17 protein-coding genes and 1 pseudogene are annotated in these 16609 nt (G+C 54.8%); 1 reads left to right on the forward strand and 17 read right to left on the reverse strand.

Features of this window, described 5'->3' with window-relative positions; genetic code table 11:
- Positions 1–294 precede the first annotated feature (294 nt).
- From ACR0QW_RS03975 to ACR0QW_RS04050, 16 genes and pseudogenes are all read right to left on the reverse strand, one after another.
- Positions 295–1041, reverse strand: coding sequence for a DNA/RNA non-specific endonuclease (locus tag ACR0QW_RS03975; protein WP_432642420.1), 747 nt, complete (start codon positions 1039–1041; stop codon positions 295–297).
- Complete coding sequence (locus ACR0QW_RS03980; RefSeq protein WP_432642421.1) at positions 1032–1445, reverse strand: ribonuclease Z; 414 nt, start codon at positions 1443–1445, stop codon at positions 1032–1034. The genes ACR0QW_RS03975 and ACR0QW_RS03980 overlap by 10 nt, the downstream gene beginning before the upstream one ends.
- A gap of 372 nt (positions 1446–1817) precedes the next feature.
- Complete coding sequence (locus ACR0QW_RS03985) at positions 1818–2909, reverse strand: LptF/LptG family permease (protein ID WP_432642422.1); 1092 nt, start codon at positions 2907–2909, stop codon at positions 1818–1820.
- A gap of 7 nt (positions 2910–2916) precedes the next feature.
- Positions 2917–3636, reverse strand: coding sequence for an LPS export ABC transporter ATP-binding protein (lptB, locus tag ACR0QW_RS03990; protein WP_432642423.1), 720 nt, complete (start codon positions 3634–3636; stop codon positions 2917–2919).
- 11 nt (positions 3637–3647) lie between these two features.
- A complete protein-coding gene (locus tag ACR0QW_RS03995) occupies positions 3648–4493 on the reverse strand; it encodes an LptA/OstA family protein (protein ID WP_432642424.1) in 846 nt (281 codons plus the stop codon).
- The gene (gene lptC / locus ACR0QW_RS04000; protein WP_432642425.1) at positions 4493–5047 is read right to left on the reverse strand and encodes an LPS export ABC transporter periplasmic protein LptC; all 555 of its coding nucleotides are present in this window, start codon (positions 5045–5047) and stop codon (positions 4493–4495) included. Before lptC ends, ACR0QW_RS03995 begins: the two co-directional genes overlap by 1 nt.
- Positions 5048–5062: 15 nt before the next feature.
- Positions 5063–5932, reverse strand: coding sequence for a lysophospholipid acyltransferase family protein (locus tag ACR0QW_RS04005; RefSeq protein ID WP_432642426.1), 870 nt, complete (start codon positions 5930–5932; stop codon positions 5063–5065).
- Positions 5932–6474, reverse strand: a complete 543-nt coding sequence (locus ACR0QW_RS04010; RefSeq protein WP_432642427.1) for a KdsC family phosphatase — start codon at positions 6472–6474, stop codon at positions 5932–5934. Before ACR0QW_RS04010 ends, ACR0QW_RS04005 begins: the two co-directional genes overlap by 1 nt.
- Complete coding sequence (locus ACR0QW_RS04015; RefSeq protein ID WP_432642428.1) at positions 6475–7440, reverse strand: KpsF/GutQ family sugar-phosphate isomerase; 966 nt, start codon at positions 7438–7440, stop codon at positions 6475–6477.
- A gap of 3 nt (positions 7441–7443) precedes the next feature.
- The gene (gene kdsA, locus ACR0QW_RS04020; protein ID WP_432642429.1) at positions 7444–8268 is read right to left on the reverse strand and encodes a 3-deoxy-8-phosphooctulonate synthase; all 825 of its coding nucleotides are present in this window, start codon (positions 8266–8268) and stop codon (positions 7444–7446) included.
- Positions 8269–8271: 3 nt separating this feature from the next.
- A complete protein-coding gene (gene kdsB, locus ACR0QW_RS04025; RefSeq protein ID WP_432642430.1) occupies positions 8272–9021 on the reverse strand; it encodes a 3-deoxy-manno-octulosonate cytidylyltransferase in 750 nt (249 codons plus the stop codon).
- Complete coding sequence (gene lpxK / locus ACR0QW_RS04030; protein ID WP_432642431.1) at positions 9018–11549, reverse strand: tetraacyldisaccharide 4'-kinase; 2532 nt, start codon at positions 11547–11549, stop codon at positions 9018–9020. Before lpxK ends, kdsB begins: the two co-directional genes overlap by 4 nt.
- Before the next feature lie 63 nt (positions 11550–11612).
- Positions 11613–13382, reverse strand: coding sequence for a lipid A export permease/ATP-binding protein MsbA (gene msbA / locus ACR0QW_RS04035; RefSeq protein ID WP_432642432.1), 1770 nt, complete (start codon positions 13380–13382; stop codon positions 11613–11615).
- Positions 13379–14515: a lipid-A-disaccharide synthase gene (gene lpxB / locus ACR0QW_RS04040; protein ID WP_432642433.1), complete on the reverse strand. Its 1137-nt coding sequence runs from the start codon at positions 14513–14515 to the stop codon at positions 13379–13381. Before lpxB ends, msbA begins: the two co-directional genes overlap by 4 nt.
- 138 nt (positions 14516–14653) lie before the next feature.
- Complete coding sequence (locus tag ACR0QW_RS04045) at positions 14654–14872, reverse strand: helix-turn-helix domain-containing protein (RefSeq protein WP_432642434.1); 219 nt, start codon at positions 14870–14872, stop codon at positions 14654–14656.
- Between the two features lie 17 nt (positions 14873–14889).
- Positions 14890–14995 (reverse strand): annotated as a pseudogene (locus ACR0QW_RS04050) (IS30 family transposase); the annotation flags it as partial.
- 183 nt (positions 14996–15178) lie between these two features.
- Here ACR0QW_RS04050 and ACR0QW_RS04055 point away from each other — a divergent pair.
- Positions 15179–16381, forward strand: a complete 1203-nt coding sequence (locus ACR0QW_RS04055) for a Fic family protein (RefSeq protein ID WP_432642435.1) — start codon at positions 15179–15181, stop codon at positions 16379–16381.
- A 150-nt stretch (positions 16382–16531) separates the two neighbouring features.
- On the opposite strand, the gene ACR0QW_RS04060 is transcribed toward ACR0QW_RS04055, so the two are convergent.
- The coding region (locus ACR0QW_RS04060) for an IS3 family transposase (RefSeq protein ID WP_432642436.1) at positions 16532–16609 on the reverse strand (78 nt) is incomplete at its 5' end.

Consider the following 16609-nt stretch of genomic DNA (forward strand, 5'->3'; position numbering starts at 1 on the left):
CTTCCGGCCGGTCTTGGTAACCCCCTACGGTGTCTGGACGGATGTCCCATTGGACTGGAACGGGATTACCCGGCAACACGGCCTTCCGGCCGGTCTTGGTAACCCCCTACGGCGTCTGGACGGATGTCCCTTTGGGCTGGAACGGGATTACCCGGCGACACGGCCTTTCTCGGCCGGTCTTGGTAACCCCCTGCGGCGTCAGGACGGATGTTCCTTTTCAATCCGTAGGGGCGTACCAAGATTTTTGCCCTTGGCAAAATATCGCCCGGTGCGCCCATCCCTGGCCTGACGGTTTTACCCCCGCTTGCTTTTACCCGTTTTGTAATCAATGGTGATGCCGGGCTGGTTGTTATACACGAACACGTTGAACTGGACACCGGCGCCCTTGTCTTCCACACTGTAGGCTTCCATCTGCACGCCCCGTGCCACCAGGTCATTGCCCTTGAAAATGGGTGTCACCCGATACAGCACATGATGCTTCGTTTCTTTCACGTAATCGGCCACCATATTCTCAAAAGGCAGCATGCCGGTAACGTTCAAATACCGGGTACCGGTGATCAGATTCTTCGGATTGGCATTTTCCGCAGTGAGCTGATACCCGATCAGATGGCAGCGATTGTACAGGTACTTGCCGTCGATACCGTCATACTTCACGGTCTGCCAGCCGGATGGCTTCACCTGGCCAATGGGCCCCCGCTTCTGGGTGGGCATGGTTTCCAGGCATACATTGGCGTAAGCCGGGCCGCAGCGGCCCAGGCTGTCCAGACTGCTGTAATGCTCGAAGGCCTTTTTGGAGGTCTTGTCAGTGTCCGGAAAATCGGGCACATTATTGTTCAGCACCACATAGGGCTTGTTGGTGAAGTCCGGGATGGAAGACAGATCGAAGGACGGCTGGTTCTTACCGATCTGCCGGGTCTGTTTCGTGGTATCCTTCGGTGCGTTCTTTTTGGCAGTGGTGCTGGCCGAGCCGCAGCCCGTTACGAACAGAGAGGCGGCCACCAGCAGGGACGCCAGGATGGATGTGAGTTTCTTCACTTGCATGGGACATAGACCTCCTCGGTAATCTTGTCATGGGATGAACCGGCAAACTCCGTGGTGGAAATCAACTGCCAGCCCTTCGTTACGTCGATGTCGAAAAACAGGTCGCCGGGATAAGCCCGGTTCCAGTGGTACAGGTAAAGCTTTTCGATCCTGGATGCGTAGGGCGCCGCCGGACGGTCTTCCAGCAGGGCACAGGTGCCGGTCCCCGCCTCATCCAAAAACGTCTCAGAAACATGGATCCCGGCTTCCTGGCCGGTGAACAGGGCGGCACTGTAGCTGTCCATCCACAGGCCGGACGGGCCGGCAATGTCCAGCATCCGCTGGCGCAGGATCCGGTCCTGGCTTTGCCGGCGATGGTTGAAGAGCAGACCGCCGGAATCGTCGATGGTGGTCATGAGGATCATGAGTAAGGACCTCCTTTGGGGGGATTGGGGATTTAGTGGATGAGTGATTGGTGATTTAGTGGATATGGATAAAAATATTATAGCAGATTGTGAACAAAAGTTCACCATGTGGAACAAAAATAATCTTTCAGGCCAGGGACGGGGTTACCGGGCGACACGGCCTTTCTCGGCCGGTCTTGGTAACCCCCTACGGTGAAAAAACAAAAATACGGATACAAATCCGTTTGATAAAACCCCACGTCGAAAAAACGAAAATACGCCTCTACACCGTAGGGGCGCACCAAGATTTTTGCCGCAGGCAAAATATCGCCCGGTGCGCCCTTCCCTGGCCTGAAAATCTTCCCATAAAAAAACTGCCCGAAGGCAGCTTTTTTACACGTTATCTTTTTTATAGATCATCCAGCATCCGAACGCCCCGCACAACAGGTTCGGCGTGGCGGCGGCAATGATGGGCGGGATGACCCCTCCCTGGCCCAGGCCGGTCATGAACGTCATGACGGAGTAGTAGATGAAGATGATCACCACAGAAAATCCCAGGCCCATGGAAGCCCCGGTCCGCTGGGACTGTACGCCCAGGGGCACGCCGATCAGGGCGAAGAAGAAGCTGGCCAGAGGCACGGTGAACCGGCGGTAGATTTCCATTTCGTACTTGCTGGTGGGCATATACTGTTTCTTCAGGATGTTGATGTACATTTTCAGTTCACCGATGGTCATCTGGTCCGGGTCTTTCTGGTCCAGGGTAATGGCTTTCGGCGTCTCGCTGATGGGCAGTACCTGTTTGCTGAACGTCATGGTCCGGGCAATCCCGTCCTTGCCGGTCAAATCGGTGATGGTCCCGTCTTCCATGATCCAGCTGCCCTGGGTCCATTTGGCCTGGGGCGTCCGCTGGATCCGGGCCACCTTGCCGTTGTCCCAGTCCTCAACGGTAATGTCCTTCATGAGTCCCTGCTTCTCATCGAAGGTCCGGGCATAGGTCAGCCGCACCAGCTTGCCCTTGGACACCTGCTTGATGATGACGTGATCCTGGGTCCGGGGCTTGGCATCCCGCTTGATTTCCACTTTGATGATCCGTTCGTATTCCGACTTGGCCGGCGGGACCACCTTTTCGGCCCACACCACGGAAAACAGGCTGACCATGAAGCCGGCCGCCAGGATGGGGGCCGCAATGCGCCGGAAGCTGAGGCCGCCGCTGCGCATGGCCGTGATTTCGCTGTTGCTGGACAATTGGCCCATGGTGAGCAGGGATGCCAGCAGCATGGACATGGGGAATGTATAGTTGATGACTTCGGGCATCAGGCACAGGAACAGCCGGAGCAGGGACCAGTAACTGGCCCCGTACTGGGTGATGTACTGGGTCACCCGGAACAGAAAGGAACTGGCCACGAAGATGGTGGAAAAGGCAGCCACCCCGAACACGAAGGGCTGCATCATCTGTTTTAAAATGTACTTATCTAAAATGGACATGACAGCCTCACATTCTAAAGTTATCGCCCAGATAGAACTTCCGGGCCACAGGGTCTTCCGCCACCTGTTGGCTGGTCCCTTCCACCAGGATCTTGCCGGCGCTCAAAATATAGGCCCGGTTCACGATGCTCAGGGTTTCCCGCACGTTGTGGTCGGTGATCAGCACACCGATGCCCCGTTTGGCCAGATGGGCCACCATTACCTGGATATCGGCCACGGCAATGGGGTCGATACCGGCAAAGGGTTCATCCAGCAGAATGAAGCCGGGGTCGGTAGCCAGCGCACGGGCGATCTCCACCCGGCGCCGCTCGCCGCCGGACAGGGCACTGCCCTTGCTCTTGCGGATATGGTCGATGTGAAATTCCTGGATCAGGTCTTCCATCTTCTGCTGCCGTTTGGCATGGTCGCTTTCGATCTGTTCCAGGATGGCCATGATGTTCTCTTCCACGGTGAGTTTCCGGAAGATGGAAGCTTCCTGGGGCAGGTAGCCGATGCCTTTCAGTGCCCGCTTGTACATGGGCAGATCGCTGACATCCTCGTTGTCCAGGTACACATGACCCCGGTCGGGATGTTCCAGTCCCACGATCATATAGAAGGACGTGGTCTTGCCCGCACCGTTGGGTCCCAGAAGGCCCACGATGGTCCCCTGCTCCACTTCCAGGCTGACTTCATTCACGACCCGCCGGCCGCCATATTCTTTTACCAGTTTCTCCGCACGTATCTTCACTCTTGACTCCCTTACCCTATTTCGGTCTGGCCATAAGACAGTATCTGTCCGGGCCAGTTATAGAACTTGTACACAAAGGCCGGAATGCCCGTCAGCCCGGCCAGGCTGAAGACCGGTGTCTCTTCTTTCACCGCCGGCTGGCTCTGCTGGGGCAGCACCACCATCTTGACGTTCCCTTCGGCCATGGCCACCTTGCCGCCGGCGCCGGTAATGGTCAGAGTATCCCCGCTGACTGTATCATCGTCTTGGGTGGCGGTGGCATGGCCAATCAGCCGGATGGTTCCGTCCGCTTCCTTCGTATTGTAGATGGCCCGGTCGGCCCGTGCCGTCAGGTTCCGGGGCGGGCTCACCAGCCGTACGTTGCCGTCGGCATTGGCTACGCCGCTCTGCATGTTGTACTTCATACTGGCGGAATCAAGGCTGGATCCGTCATCCATGGTGAGCTGGGCCCAATCCCCCACGGTCTGGGCGAACTGGGCATCGGAATCGTAATCCACCTGGTCGGCCCGCAGGGTCTTGTCGGCTTTCCGCAGCACGGCATTGCCGATGGCGGACAGGAACTTGCCCTTGTTCCTGATGACCAGCGTACCGCTGGTCAGATGGGCATCCTTCTGGTCAGCCACTACAGAACCGGTGAGTTTGCCTTCCCCGGTCTTGGTATTGTAATCGGCAGAAGCAGCACTGGCCGAGCCATCATCATGCCGGATCTGCACATTGCCTTCGGCAGCCGCCTGGCCGGTCTTGAAATCGTATTCCACCGCATCGGCGGAAATGGAGGACGCAGCCCAGCAGGCAGTGGTCACGGACAGAAGGCCTGCCAGGATTCCCAGCATTGCAAATTTCTTCAGTTTCAGCATTAGAATTCTCCCTTCTGTACGCTGGCATCCTGTTCCAGTCTGGCATGGTCCAGCGCCACGTTGAACGCAGCTTTTTTCGAAGTGGCCACGGTGTCACCCTTCTTCAGGTATACATTGCCTTCAGCCAGCACCGTCTGGTCCTTGTTCACCCAGGTGAACCTGTCGGCTTTGGCTTCTCCCCCGTCGGAAGTGGTGCCGTGGGGATTCACGCTCAGGATCACGTCCTTGGTATCCATATGGACTTCCCCTTCATCAGCCGTGACAGTCATGCTCCGTCCGTCTTCCTGGTAAAAGGTCCCCTTGATGCCCTTCAGCTTGTCGATCTGGGTCTTCTTGTCGTAGAGCATGGACTCAACAGTCAGCTCCCAGACTTTCCGGCCATTTTTCGTTTCCTGGATGGTGGAACCGTTCACTTCCTGGAGTACGTCCTTGCCGTTATCCTGCACCTTGCCCGTGGTAGGCTTGCTGCTCAGCAGCCAGGCAATGACGCCACCCATCAGGAGCACGGCGGCCACGATCACCAGTATGGTACGTTTGTGTGCTTGCACTTGCATGAAGGCATCCTTTCTTTAACCGTTCCAGGGAGTGTTCCAGCGGTGCTGGAACCAGATCCAGTTGTCCGGATACTGCCGGATGATCTTTTCCACTTCCTGGGTCATTTTCAGGGTAATCCGGTAATCATCCTTTTCCCGGTTGCCCGTATCTTCATAGTAGATCGGTTCTTTCACAAAGACCTGATGGCCATACCCGCTGGGTTTGCGCACAATGAAGATGGGTACTACCGGTGCCTTGAACTTGCGGGCAAAATAGGCCGGCCCCTCGGGGGTGGAAGCCATTTTGCCGAAGAAGGGTACGAAAATACCGTGATAGCCGCCGTCCTGGTCGGCGATCAGCCCCAGCATGCGGCCTTTCTTCATGGCCCGGGCACAGCCCAGGATCTCGTTGGTCCCCCGGGCGAAGATTTCCTGTCCCACGCCCCGGCGCAGTTCATTCATGAAATCACTGTACACCGGATTGGGCTGGGGTTTCTCCACGGCGCTCAGCGGAAAACCGTTCAGGGCCAGGGCCGCCCCCAGCCATTCCCAGTTGTCCATATGGCAGGCCAGCATGACCACGCCATGTTTTTTGGCCAGAGCTTCCCACAGGATATCCGGCCGGTCGAAAGTGACCAGACCCCGGATATTGTCCTTGTTCAGAGCGGGCATGTAGAACATCTCCATGGCCGTCATCCCCAGATTCAGGAACAGGCGATGGATGATTTCCCGGGCCTGCCGGGAGGATACGCCCATCCGTTCCTGGATGGTCTTTTCCGCCCGGATCCGCTGTTTTTTGGCGATATGCCAGTATAGTTTACCACAATTTCTGCCCAGCCGCACTACGAACTTGTAGGGCAGATGGGAAATGAACCAGCTTGTGGCTTTCAAAAATCCATAAAGCATTACTGTTTGTCTCCCTGCCCCTGGACTTCGTATTCCTGTACGATCTGGTCCCACAGGCCCTTGGCCTTCAGGATGCGCTCGATGACATCCCGCACGGCCCCATGGCCCCCGTTGTGATTGGAGATCAGCATGGCCCGTTCCCGCACTTCCGGTGCTGCATCGGCCGGGGCAAAGGTCACCGCCGCACGGCCGAACGCCGGCAGATCGTTCAGATCGTCCCCCATGAAGGCGGTTTCCTCCAGGGGCACATTCAGTTCTTTCGAAGCTTGTTCCAGGGTCTTTCCCTTATAGATCACATTTTCATATACAGAACTGATGCCCAGTTCCATGGCCCGATGGAGCACGATCTCGCTGTGGCGTCCGGTGATCAGGGCCACCTGGATGCCATGGCGCATGGCCAGGCTGATGCCCATGCCGTCCCGGGCATCGAAGTGCTTGCTCAGTTCTCCTTCCTGGCCGATGATGATACTGCCGTCTGTCAGTACACCATCCACGTCCAGGGCCAGCAGGCGGAGCTTTGCCAGTTGTTCTTCCGTTACCATTTATACCACTCCTTGATGGACCAGATCTGTAATGTGCAGCAGCCCCACCACTTTGTCGTCTTTGCCCACCACCGGCAGCACCGTAATGGGCCGGGGTTTGTTGGATTCCATCAGATGAAGGGCTTCCGCCGCCAGTTTGTGATCCTGGATGGTCTTGGGATGTTTGGTCATCATCTCGGCGACAGGACGGTTCAGACAATCCAGGTCCTTGGCGATGCCCCGGCGGATATCCCCATCGGTGAGCAGGCCTTCCAGATGATGGTCCTTGTCCACCACAGAAACAGCACCCACGCCCTTGTCGGTAATGACGAACAGGGCATCCTTCACGCTGACCGTGGAGGGCACCAGAGGATTCTCATCACCTTTATGCATCACGTCATCCACCGTAAGCAGCAGTTTCCGTCCCAGGCTGCCCCCGGGATGGAAGATGGCGAATTCTTCCGGCGTGAACTTGCGGGCGCTCAGCAGTTCCATGGCCAGGGCATCCCCGTAGGCCAGGGCTGCCGTAGTGCTGCTGGTGGGAGCCAGGCCCAGGGGGCAGGCTTCCCGCTTCACGCCCACATTCAGGACGATATCCGCATTCCTGGCCAGGGTGGATTCGGGATTCCCCACCATGGCGATGATCCGGGCGCCGATGCGCCGCACACTGGGCAGGATGTTCAGGACTTCACCGGTCTCCCCGCTGTTGGAGAGGGCCAGCACCACATCGTGTTCCGTGACCATGCCCAGATCCCCGTGGATGCCTTCCGCCGGATGGAGGAAGAACGCCGGGGTACCGGTGCTGGCCAGGGTCGCTGCAATCTTGCGGGCGATGATGCCGCTTTTGCCCATGCCCGTAACGATAATCCGGCCCCTGCAGTGGAGAATCATATCCAGTGCCTGCCCGAAATGTCCATCCACCCGGGGAATCAGTTCCAGGATGGAATCGGCTTCGATTTTCAGGGCTTCTTTGGCTTTTTCAAACATGGCTCACGCCTCCCTGCGGCCGATGGCGTCAATGGCTTTGGCATCGGCCAGTACCTGTTCCAGTTTGTCCAGGGCGATCATGTTGGGCCCGTCGGACAGAGCCTCTGCCGGATTGTCGTGGACTTCCAGGAACAGCCCGTCCACACCCACGGCTGCGGCCGCCCGTGCCATATGGGGGGCGAACTTGCTCTGGCCGCCGCTCCTGGTGCCCTGACCTCCGGGGATCTGTACGCTGTGGGTCACGTCCATGATCACGGGGAAACCCATTTCCCGCATGATGGGCAGGCTGCGCATATCGGTCACCAGGGTGTTGTAACCGAAGCTGACGCCCCGTTCGGTAAGCATGAGCTGGTTGCAGCCGGAGCCGGTTACCTTGTGGATCACGTTCTTCATATCCCAGGGTGCCAGGAACTGGCCTTTTTTCACATTGACCACCCGGCCGCTGCGGGCGGCTTCCACCAGAAGATCGGTCTGCCGGCACAGGAATGCCGGAATCTGGATGATGTCCAGTACTTCGGCGGCTTTTTCCACCTGCCAGGTTTCGTGCACGTCACTGATGATGGGCACCTGCAGGTCTTTCTTGATCTGGGCCAAAATCTTCAGCCCTTCTTCCAGCCCCGGTCCCCGGAAGGAATCCAGGGAAGAACGGTTGGCTTTATCAAAAGAAGCTTTGAACACGTACGGCAGACCCAGTTTTTCACAGATGGTCTTGGCCCGTCTGCCGATGGCCAGACTCCGTTCGTAACCTTCCAGTACACAGGGGCCGGCCATGATGAGAAGCGGATGGCCCTGACCTGCTTCATAGGGCCCGATCTTGACGATTTGCATGGGTTACTGCTCCTTTCCTTCGGCGATCAGTTTGCTGAAGATTTCGTTGGCCCGTTCCAGATCATCCCGGGTATCGATACCCACACCCTGGAAATCGGTGGCCAGCACCTTAATCTTGACCCCGTTTTCCAGGGCCCGCAGCTGTTCCAGCCCTTCCACCTTTTCCAGGGGCGTGGGCAGGAGTGCTGCAAATTTCAGCAAGAAATCCCGCTTATAGGCATAGATGCCGATGTGCTTCCACACCTTCACTTCCGGTTCCTCGTTGCGGGGATAGGGGATCAGGCTGCGGGAAAAATACAGGGCATAGCCGTTCTGATCAGTGACCACCTTCACCGCATTCGGGTTCTGGTAATCTTCCGGCTGCATTTCCGTTTTCATGGTAGCCATTTCCAGGTCAGGATTCTCTTCGAAGGCGTGAGCCAGATCATCGATGACCTGGGGCGGGATCATGGGTTCATCCCCCTGGACGTTGACGATTACATCTACATCTTCGTAGTTCAGGGCCACTTCGGCCAGACGGTCGGTGCCGCTGGGATGGTCGGCAGAGGTCATGACGGCCTTGCCGCCGAAGGCAGTCACCACATCGGCGATGCGCTGATCATCGGTGGCCACCAGTACCTGGTCAGGGATGCGGGCCAGAGAAGCACGCTCATACACACGCTGGATCACCGGTTTGCCCTGGATCAGTGCCAGGGGTTTGCCCGGCAGACGGGTCGAACCGTAACGGGCCGGAATCACACATAGTACTTTCATTTCGCAGGTTTCTCCTTTTTCATCGCGGCTTTAATGGTATCCACAAAAGCTTCTTCGCCGCTTGTAATCTGAATTTCCATATCAAGGATATAGAGAGGCACATCCCGATGGAGGTAAATGAACTCGGTCGGGATCTTAACAGCATCTTTCCCGGTGGTGACCAGGGCTTTCACGCCCCGGCTGATGGCCCGGTCCATGATGTACTGCATTTCCACCATGCCGTAGTCGTGGTGATCCGGGTAGCGGATAGCTTCCACGATGTTCAGGCCTTCCGCCGTCATGGTCTGCTCAAAAGAGGACGGGTTGCCGATGGCCGAGAAGACCATCACATGTTTCCCCCGCAGAGCCTCCAGGGGCAGGGCCTTGGACGTATCATTCTTATACCAGTCTGCAATCTCGATGTAATCGCAGGGTTTATGGATGCTTTCGGCAATGGGAGCTGCCGGAGCGTATCTGTGCAGGGTGTCACACAGGGTAGCCCGGGAAATGGGCGAGCTCTGGTCACATTTTGTCAGAAGGAACAGGCCGGCCCGGCTCAAGTTGTTCAGGGGTTCACGCAGGGTGCCCCGGGGCAGGATGCAGCCGTTGCCGAACATGTTCAAGGTATCCACCAGCACCACATCCAGATCCCGGTACAGCTGCCAGTGCTGATAACCGTCGTCCAGGATGATGACTTCCGCCTTGAATTTATCCACGGCGAACTGGCCGGTAATGGCCCGTTCCTTCCCGATGACCACCGGAATGCCGGGCAGCTGCTTGGCCATGAGGAAGGCCTCGTCGCCGGCTTCATAGGCGGTCATATAGATTTTCTTGCCGTCGGACACCACACCGATCTTTTCTTCCCAGTGGGACCGATAGCCCCGGTTCAGGATGACCACCCGGTACCCCAGCTTCTGGATCATCAGGGCCACTTTCTGGGCGGTAGGAGTCTTGCCGGTGCCGCCTACAGTGATATTGCCGATGCTGATGACGCAGCAGTCCAATTTGGTGCGGGGTACGATGCCGGCGTTGTAGCAGAACAGCTTCAGCCGTACGCCTGCCTCATAGAGCACGGACAGCACACGGAGAAAAGCCAGCACGCACCAGTCCAGGATGCCGTTGTCCTCGCCGTGGGACAGCTGGATCAGGTACTGGGTAACGGCATCGCCAGGGCGCATGCGCGGGCTCACTTCATCGTTGATGTTCCGGGTATTGATTTTGTAATGGGTATTCACCATGCTTTCGGTAGCGGTGAGCTTCAGCAGTTCCTGGAGGTACTGGATGGTCCGCACCGCAGCCCCCCGGTTTTCCTTGATGACCTGAAGGGAAGCGTCCCCCATCTTTTTGCGCAGAGCATCATCCTTGAAGATCTTCAGGAATTCTTCCGTGAGTTCCCTGCCGTCTTTGATCTGGACGCAGGCCCCCACTTTGCTCAGGAGGGCGAAGGAATCCTTGAAGTTGGACATGCTGGGTCCCACGATGATGGGTTTTGCATGGGCCGCCGGTTCCAGTACATTGTGACCGCCGTGTTTGATGAGGCTGCCGCCCACGAACACCGCATCCCCTACGGCATAGATCCGGCCCAGTTCGCCGATGGTATCAATGAGTACCACCTCATACCGGGGCCGGGGATTGCTCATGGCCTTCAGGGCCGAACGCAGGCCCAGGCTCAGGCCGTATTTTTCTGCCAGCCTGCTGATTTCATGGATCCGTCCCGGCTTCCGGGGAGCGATGATCAGGCGGGCTTTGGGGAATTCCTTCCGGATTCCCTGGAAGCTCTGGAACAGGATCTCTTCTTCAGTGGGATGGGTGCTGCCGGCCACGATTACCGGATAATCATCCCCCAAGCCCAGTTCCTCTTTGTACTGCTGCAGATCAGCGGGTGTCACTTCCGCATAGGTCTGGTCGAACTTGGTGTTGCCGGTCACAAAGATCCGGCGTTTTTCGGCGCCCAGGTGAGCGATGTATTCCGCATCAATGGAGGACTGCATGCAGAACCGGGTCACACTTCCCATCATGTCGGCCAGGATGCCGAACAGGTAACGATAGCTCTTCACGGATTTGTCGGAAATCCGGCCGTTCACCATCATGACGGGGATGCGGCGCAGCTTGATGGCCCGCAGGAAGTTGGGCCACAGTTCCGTTTCCACGGGCATGAAAATCCGGGGCATGATCCGCTTCACGAAGGATTCGGACACAAAGGGCAGATCCAGGGGAAAGTAGATGATGGCATCGGCTTCCGGAATGATCTGGTGGGCCATGTTGTAACCTCCGGTGGTCACCGCGGATACCAGGATCTTGGCATCGGGCATGGTCTTGCGGATTTCTTTCACTAACGGGCTGGTGGCCACGATTTCCCCGACAGAGGCACCGTGGATCCAGATGCAGTTTTTATGGGCGACGGCTGCAATCTCGTCATCCCGGATAAAGCCCATGCTCTGCCGGAAGCGGCGGGGAAATCCTTTTTCCCGGAAATACCGCACGGTGAAGTAGGGCAGGATCACGAAGATGAATAAGACTGTGGCCAGGAAATTATATAGATAATACATGCTTTGACCTCGTTTTCATAGGGCTATCGACTGTTCGACTTGGGAAAGGGCCGCCGTTCCCGGTCATTCAGTGACGGCAGCAGGGGCCGCATCGGCCAATTCCTCTTCCTGTTTTTCCCGATACTGGATATCATGCAGATGGGCATACAGACCATGGAGCGCCATCAGTTCCTCGTGGGTACCGGATTCCACGATTTCGCCGTGGTCCAGTACCAGGATCTTGCTGGCGTTCTGGATGGTGGACAGCCGGTGGGCAATGACGAAGGACGTACGGCCGACCATCAGCCGGTCCAGTGCTTCCTGCACCAGCCGTTCGCTTTCCGTATCCAGGGCGGAGGTGGCTTCGTCCAGGATCAGGATCCGGGGATCCTTCAGGATGGCCCGGGCAATGGCAATGCGCTGGCGCTGACCGCCGGACACATTGATGCCCCGGTCGCCCAGATGGGTATCATACCCCTGGGGCAGCTGCATGATGAATTCATGGGCATTGGCCGCCTTGGCTGCCGCCACCACTTCTTCCCTTGTGGCATCCAGCCGCCCGTACAGAATGTTGTTGTATACCGTATCGTTGAACAGATTGGTTTCCTGTGGAACAATGCCCACCTGCTCCCGCAGGGAGGCAACGGTCACGTCCCGAATATCATGGTCATCGATGAAAATGGTTCCGTCGGTCACATCATAGAACCGGGGCAGCAGGTTGGCGATGGTGGATTTGCCGGCGCCGCTGGGCCCTACCAGAGCAATGGCCTGGCCGGGTTCTGCCTCGAAGTCCAGGTGCTTCAGGATGGGTTCATCCGGATTGTAGGAAAAAGACACATCCCGGAATTCTACCTTGCCCTTTACCGGAGGCAGGGCAAGGGCATCTGCCTTTTCAGGGATTTCTTCATCCAGGTCCAGGATACCGAATACACGGTCGGCAGCAGCCAGTGCCTTCTGGATATTCCCCAGCACCCGGGCAATCCGCTTGATGGGGTTGGAGATGTTCACAGCATACACCAGGAAGGCAATCAGGGACCCGGCAGTGATGTCGCCGCTGAGTACTCCCCGCCCGCCGAACCAGATGATAGCCGTCACGCCCAGGGCGGCAATGAATTCAATGACAGGGGACAGGGTGCCCATGAGCCGCACGCTCTTCATGTTGGCATCGAAATTCTGGCGGTTGGTCCGTTCGAACCGGGCGATTTCATAGGGTTCCCGTACGAAGGATTTCACTACCCGGCTGGAGGACAGAGTTTCCTGCAGCACGGAGGTGATGTCGGCCGTGGCCTGCTGGATCCGGTGGCCGGTCTTGCGGATCTTCTTGCCGAAGAAATCCATGAAGAACAGTACCACCGGGAAGGTGCAGAATGCAAACAGGGTCAGTTTCCAGTCCAGATACACCATGGCGCAGATGGAACCGATGAGTACGGACGTTTCCGTGATGATTTCCACAGAGTTGTCCACCATGGCAGACTGCATGGCCTGTACGTCGTTGGTCACGTAGCTCATGATGGTTCCCAGTTTGTTGGTATCGTAGAACCGGGTATCCAGTTCCATCATCTTCTTGAATACCAGGCCCCGGATGTCGATGACCACGCTTTCACCTACGTAGTTCATCAGGTAGTTCTGGCCGTAGTAGGTAATGCCGCGGGCGAAGAAGATCACCACGATACCCACGGCGATCAGGTTCAGCAGATCGCTGTCGTTGTTAATGAATACCTTGTCGATCACGTCCCGGACGATCCAGGGAACGTACAGGTTGGCGGCCGAAGTAAGCACCGTACAGACCCCTGCCAGTGCCAGACGGGGCAGGTATGGTTTGATGAATTTCAGGATGCGCAGATACAGGTTCATTCTTTCTCCTTTGCTGTTTCAAGGATGAGGGCTGCCGTACGGTCCACCGCGCCGGATTTCCCCAGCTTGGCCACCGCCTGCTGCAGCTCGCGACGTACTTTTGCGGCGCCTTCCGGTTCCAGGAAGGCTAGTACCGAGGACGCCATGCGTTCAGGGGTCATGTTTTCCTGGATCAGTTCCGGAAGGATTTCCTTTCCGGCCAGGATATTGGGCAGGCCGATGTATTTCACATAGACCAGATGTCTGGCAAGGAAAATGCTCAGGGCACTGGCGCAGTAGCAGATCACGCTGGGCAGGCCGCAGAGAGCGGCTTCCAGGGTGACAGTGCCGCTGGTAGCCAGGGCCACATCAGAGGCAGCCATCACATCGTAGTTGTGGCCCTCCACCACCCGTACCGGTTCAGAAGACCGGGCCAGGATGGAATCCAGCAGGCTCCGTTCAATGGAAGGGGCCTTCTGAAGGATGAAATCCACATGGGGCTGCTGTTTCCTGATAAGAGGCAGGGCCTGGAGCATCACCGGCAGCACCCCGGTGATTTCTTTTACCCGGCTGCCGGGCAGCAGCAGGACCACCGGACGGCCGGGCCGCCTGCCGATGAAGGCTTCCGCCTCCTGGGGGCTCATTTCCGGCTGGACGATATCCACCAGCGGATTCCCCACGAATTCCACCGGGGCACCGGCCTCTCTGTAGACTTTGGCGGCAAAGGGGTAGATACAGGCCACTTTCGTACACAGTCCGGCCACCATTTTGGCTCTTCCCCGGCGCCATGCCCAGGCGGACGGCGGGATGTAGGAAAACACCGGAATACCCAGGGCTTTGGCTTCTCTGGCCGCCCGCATATTGAAATCAGGATAGTCCACGGTAACGAACACGTCGGGCCGCCGCTCTTCCATCAGCCGGCAGAAAGCCTTTTTCAGACCAAACAGCCGGGGCAGGGCTTTCACCACTTCCACGAAGCCCATGACGCTGTATTCTTTATAGTTGAACACCACTTCACCACCGGCTGCGGCCAGGGCCTCTCCGCCCATGCCAAAGACCTGGGCCGTGGGGTCCTGCTGCAGGATGGCACGGGTCAGCGCAGCGGCATGCAAATCGCCGGAAGCTTCCCCTGCGGAAATGAAAACTTTGGTCACCCTGTTGTCTCCTCTCATTTTGAACATAATGATACAGTATATTTTACCACGGATTTAGGGCTGATTCCAATATATACAATAAACTAAGTAAAAATGCGGTGGTCACGAAGAACCATACTTTCGTAACTACCGCATTTCCTATTTATTCCCGGAAGCTTTCTGCCGTTCTTCTGCCGCCAGCCTAATGATGGCAATTTGTTCCAGCTCTCTGATAACAAGCCGCTCCGCCCATTTGGGAGGGTGATGTGTACCTGCTTCCCAGTCCTTAATTGTCCTAAGACCGATTTCAAAGCGATCCGACATCGCCTGTTGTGTAAGCCCGGCACGGAGCCGGGCTTCTCTGATCGTAGTCATCATTGATTCCTCCTTAATTCTTCCACGGTTCCTCTCTGCCAGGGCTGATGAGGCTTGGGAAAATAGAATTTTACGGCCATCTAGAGTCTCCATAACTTTCGCATGTTTGGAAAGCTCTTTTTCTCTATGGCCGCCTGTTTAACTCTTTAAAAGCATCCGGAAATAAAGTATTTTATTTTTACCAATTTATTTAGTAGAATATGTGTATACTATTTAATTTTAAAAAATGCTTTTTTGGAAATTGAATCATTCCTTTGATTTTAAAAAATGCTAATTTTGAAATCGAATTTCATTAAAGGACCGAATCCTATGGAAACTGCAACGTTAACGAAAATATACTATAAATCCCCAGATGCGTATGAGAACGTATACCGCAACCGATATGATGCGCCTTTTACTTTTCATCTCGGTATTAACATCAAACAATATCATCGCCCATTGGCATTCCCTGCTTTTTTGTATTATACGAAAGAATACGCCTTGTATACTGAGAAGATTTATTCTGCTTATGAGCGTTTTTTATATCTGGTCAATAGCGTTCCACCTGTTATTTTGAATCAATTTACTTTACTCAGTATCCTGAATGAGGTAAAGTCCACTAATGACATCGAAGGAGTTCATAGTACACGCAAAGAAATACGCGATATCTTAGACGGAAATGTGACCAGATCCAATCGCTTGGAGAGCATTGTAAATAAGTATGCTAGTTTAATGGACAATGTCGAGATTCCTTTTGATAGTTGCCAGGATGTCCGTAACTTTTATGATGATTTTACTCACAATGAAATTGCAAAGGAAAATCCTGAGCATGCTTTGGATGGCAAAATTTTTCGTAAAGACCCTGTTGATATAGAATCAGGGACAGGTAAGATTATTCATCGTGGAATATACCCTGAAGAGAAAATCATAAAAACAATGGAGTCTGCACTGCAGCTATTACATTCTTCTGATTTTCCATTATTGGTACGGTTGGGACTATTCCATTATTTCTTCGCATATATTCATCCTTTTTATGATGGAAACGGACGGACTGATCGTTTTATCACGTCCTATTTTCTGAAGAAAGGATTCCACAAACTTCTCGGCTTGCGATTATCAGTATATATAAAACGCAACAAAGCCAAATACTACCAACTTTTTGCCGAAGCTGATAGTGAGATCAATCGTGGTGATTTAACGCCGTTTATTATTGGCTTTTTGCAAATTGTACTTGGAACCATTGAGGATACAATTAGTCTACTAAAGAGAAAACATGATCAATTGAAAAAGTATAAAAAGAAAATTGATGCTTTCGAACTTAGTGATGTTTTATTGAATCATATCTACTTTATTCTATTACAAGCCTCTTTCTTTTATGGACGCGGAATAACAATTTCCGAATTGGTGAAAATTACAGGAAAAGCTCGAAATACAGTTCAAAAAAGAATAGATTCTATTCCAAGAAATCATTTGTCTATTGAAAAGAAAGGAAAAACGTATTATTATAAGCTTAATTTAATTGTTTTTAAATAATTACTATTTTTATAAGCTTTCATCTATATATAGAATGGAGCTTATTATGGAACATTATAACACATCAAAAAAGAGCTATCCTGTAAATTTGATGTGACCCCAAAAAGTTAGACCTTAGTAACGAGATGGTTGTGCCATCTCGTTACTTTTTTATGCAGCCTGTTGCGAGAGTCTGTATTGGACAGGACTCTTCCAACCTAATCTTTCCTTAATCCTTTGCTCATTGTA

Origin of the sequence: Acidaminococcus sp., assembly GCF_050873445.1 — a bacterium.
Classification (GTDB): Bacteria; Bacillota; Negativicutes; order Acidaminococcales; family Acidaminococcaceae; genus Acidaminococcus.

Excerpts from the sequence above, each read along its gene's own strand:
- ACR0QW_RS04045 (WP_432642434.1), bottom strand. The coding sequence starts at position 14,872 with ATGATGACTACGATCAGAGAAGCCCGGCTCCGTGCCGGGCTTACACAA.
- lpxK (WP_432642431.1), bottom strand. The coding sequence starts at position 11,549 with ATGTATTATCTATATAATTTCCTGGCCACAGTCTTATTCATCTTCGTG.
- ACR0QW_RS04005 (WP_432642426.1), bottom strand. The coding sequence starts at position 5,932 with ATGCTTTATGGATTTTTGAAAGCCACAAGCTGGTTCATTTCCCATCTG.
- kdsA (WP_432642429.1), bottom strand. The coding sequence starts at position 8,268 with ATGCAAATCGTCAAGATCGGGCCCTATGAAGCAGGTCAGGGCCATCCG.
- msbA (WP_432642432.1), bottom strand. The coding sequence starts at position 13,382 with ATGAACCTGTATCTGCGCATCCTGAAATTCATCAAACCATACCTGCCC.
- ACR0QW_RS03975 (WP_432642420.1), bottom strand. The coding sequence starts at position 1,041 with ATGCAAGTGAAGAAACTCACATCCATCCTGGCGTCCCTGCTGGTGGCC.
- ACR0QW_RS03985 (WP_432642422.1), bottom strand. The coding sequence starts at position 2,909 with ATGTCCATTTTAGATAAGTACATTTTAAAACAGATGATGCAGCCCTTC.
- ACR0QW_RS03980 (WP_432642421.1), bottom strand. The coding sequence starts at position 1,445 with ATGATCCTCATGACCACCATCGACGATTCCGGCGGTCTGCTCTTCAAC.
- ACR0QW_RS04055 (WP_432642435.1), top strand. The coding sequence starts at position 15,179 with ATGGAAACTGCAACGTTAACGAAAATATACTATAAATCCCCAGATGCG.
- lptC (WP_432642425.1), bottom strand. The coding sequence starts at position 5,047 with ATGCAAGTGCAAGCACACAAACGTACCATACTGGTGATCGTGGCCGCC.
- ACR0QW_RS04015 (WP_432642428.1), bottom strand. The coding sequence starts at position 7,440 with ATGTTTGAAAAAGCCAAAGAAGCCCTGAAAATCGAAGCCGATTCCATC.
- ACR0QW_RS03995 (WP_432642424.1), bottom strand. The coding sequence starts at position 4,493 with ATGCTGAAACTGAAGAAATTTGCAATGCTGGGAATCCTGGCAGGCCTT.
- kdsB (WP_432642430.1), bottom strand. The coding sequence starts at position 9,021 with ATGAAAGTACTATGTGTGATTCCGGCCCGTTACGGTTCGACCCGTCTG.
- ACR0QW_RS04010 (WP_432642427.1), bottom strand. The coding sequence starts at position 6,474 with ATGGTAACGGAAGAACAACTGGCAAAGCTCCGCCTGCTGGCCCTGGAC.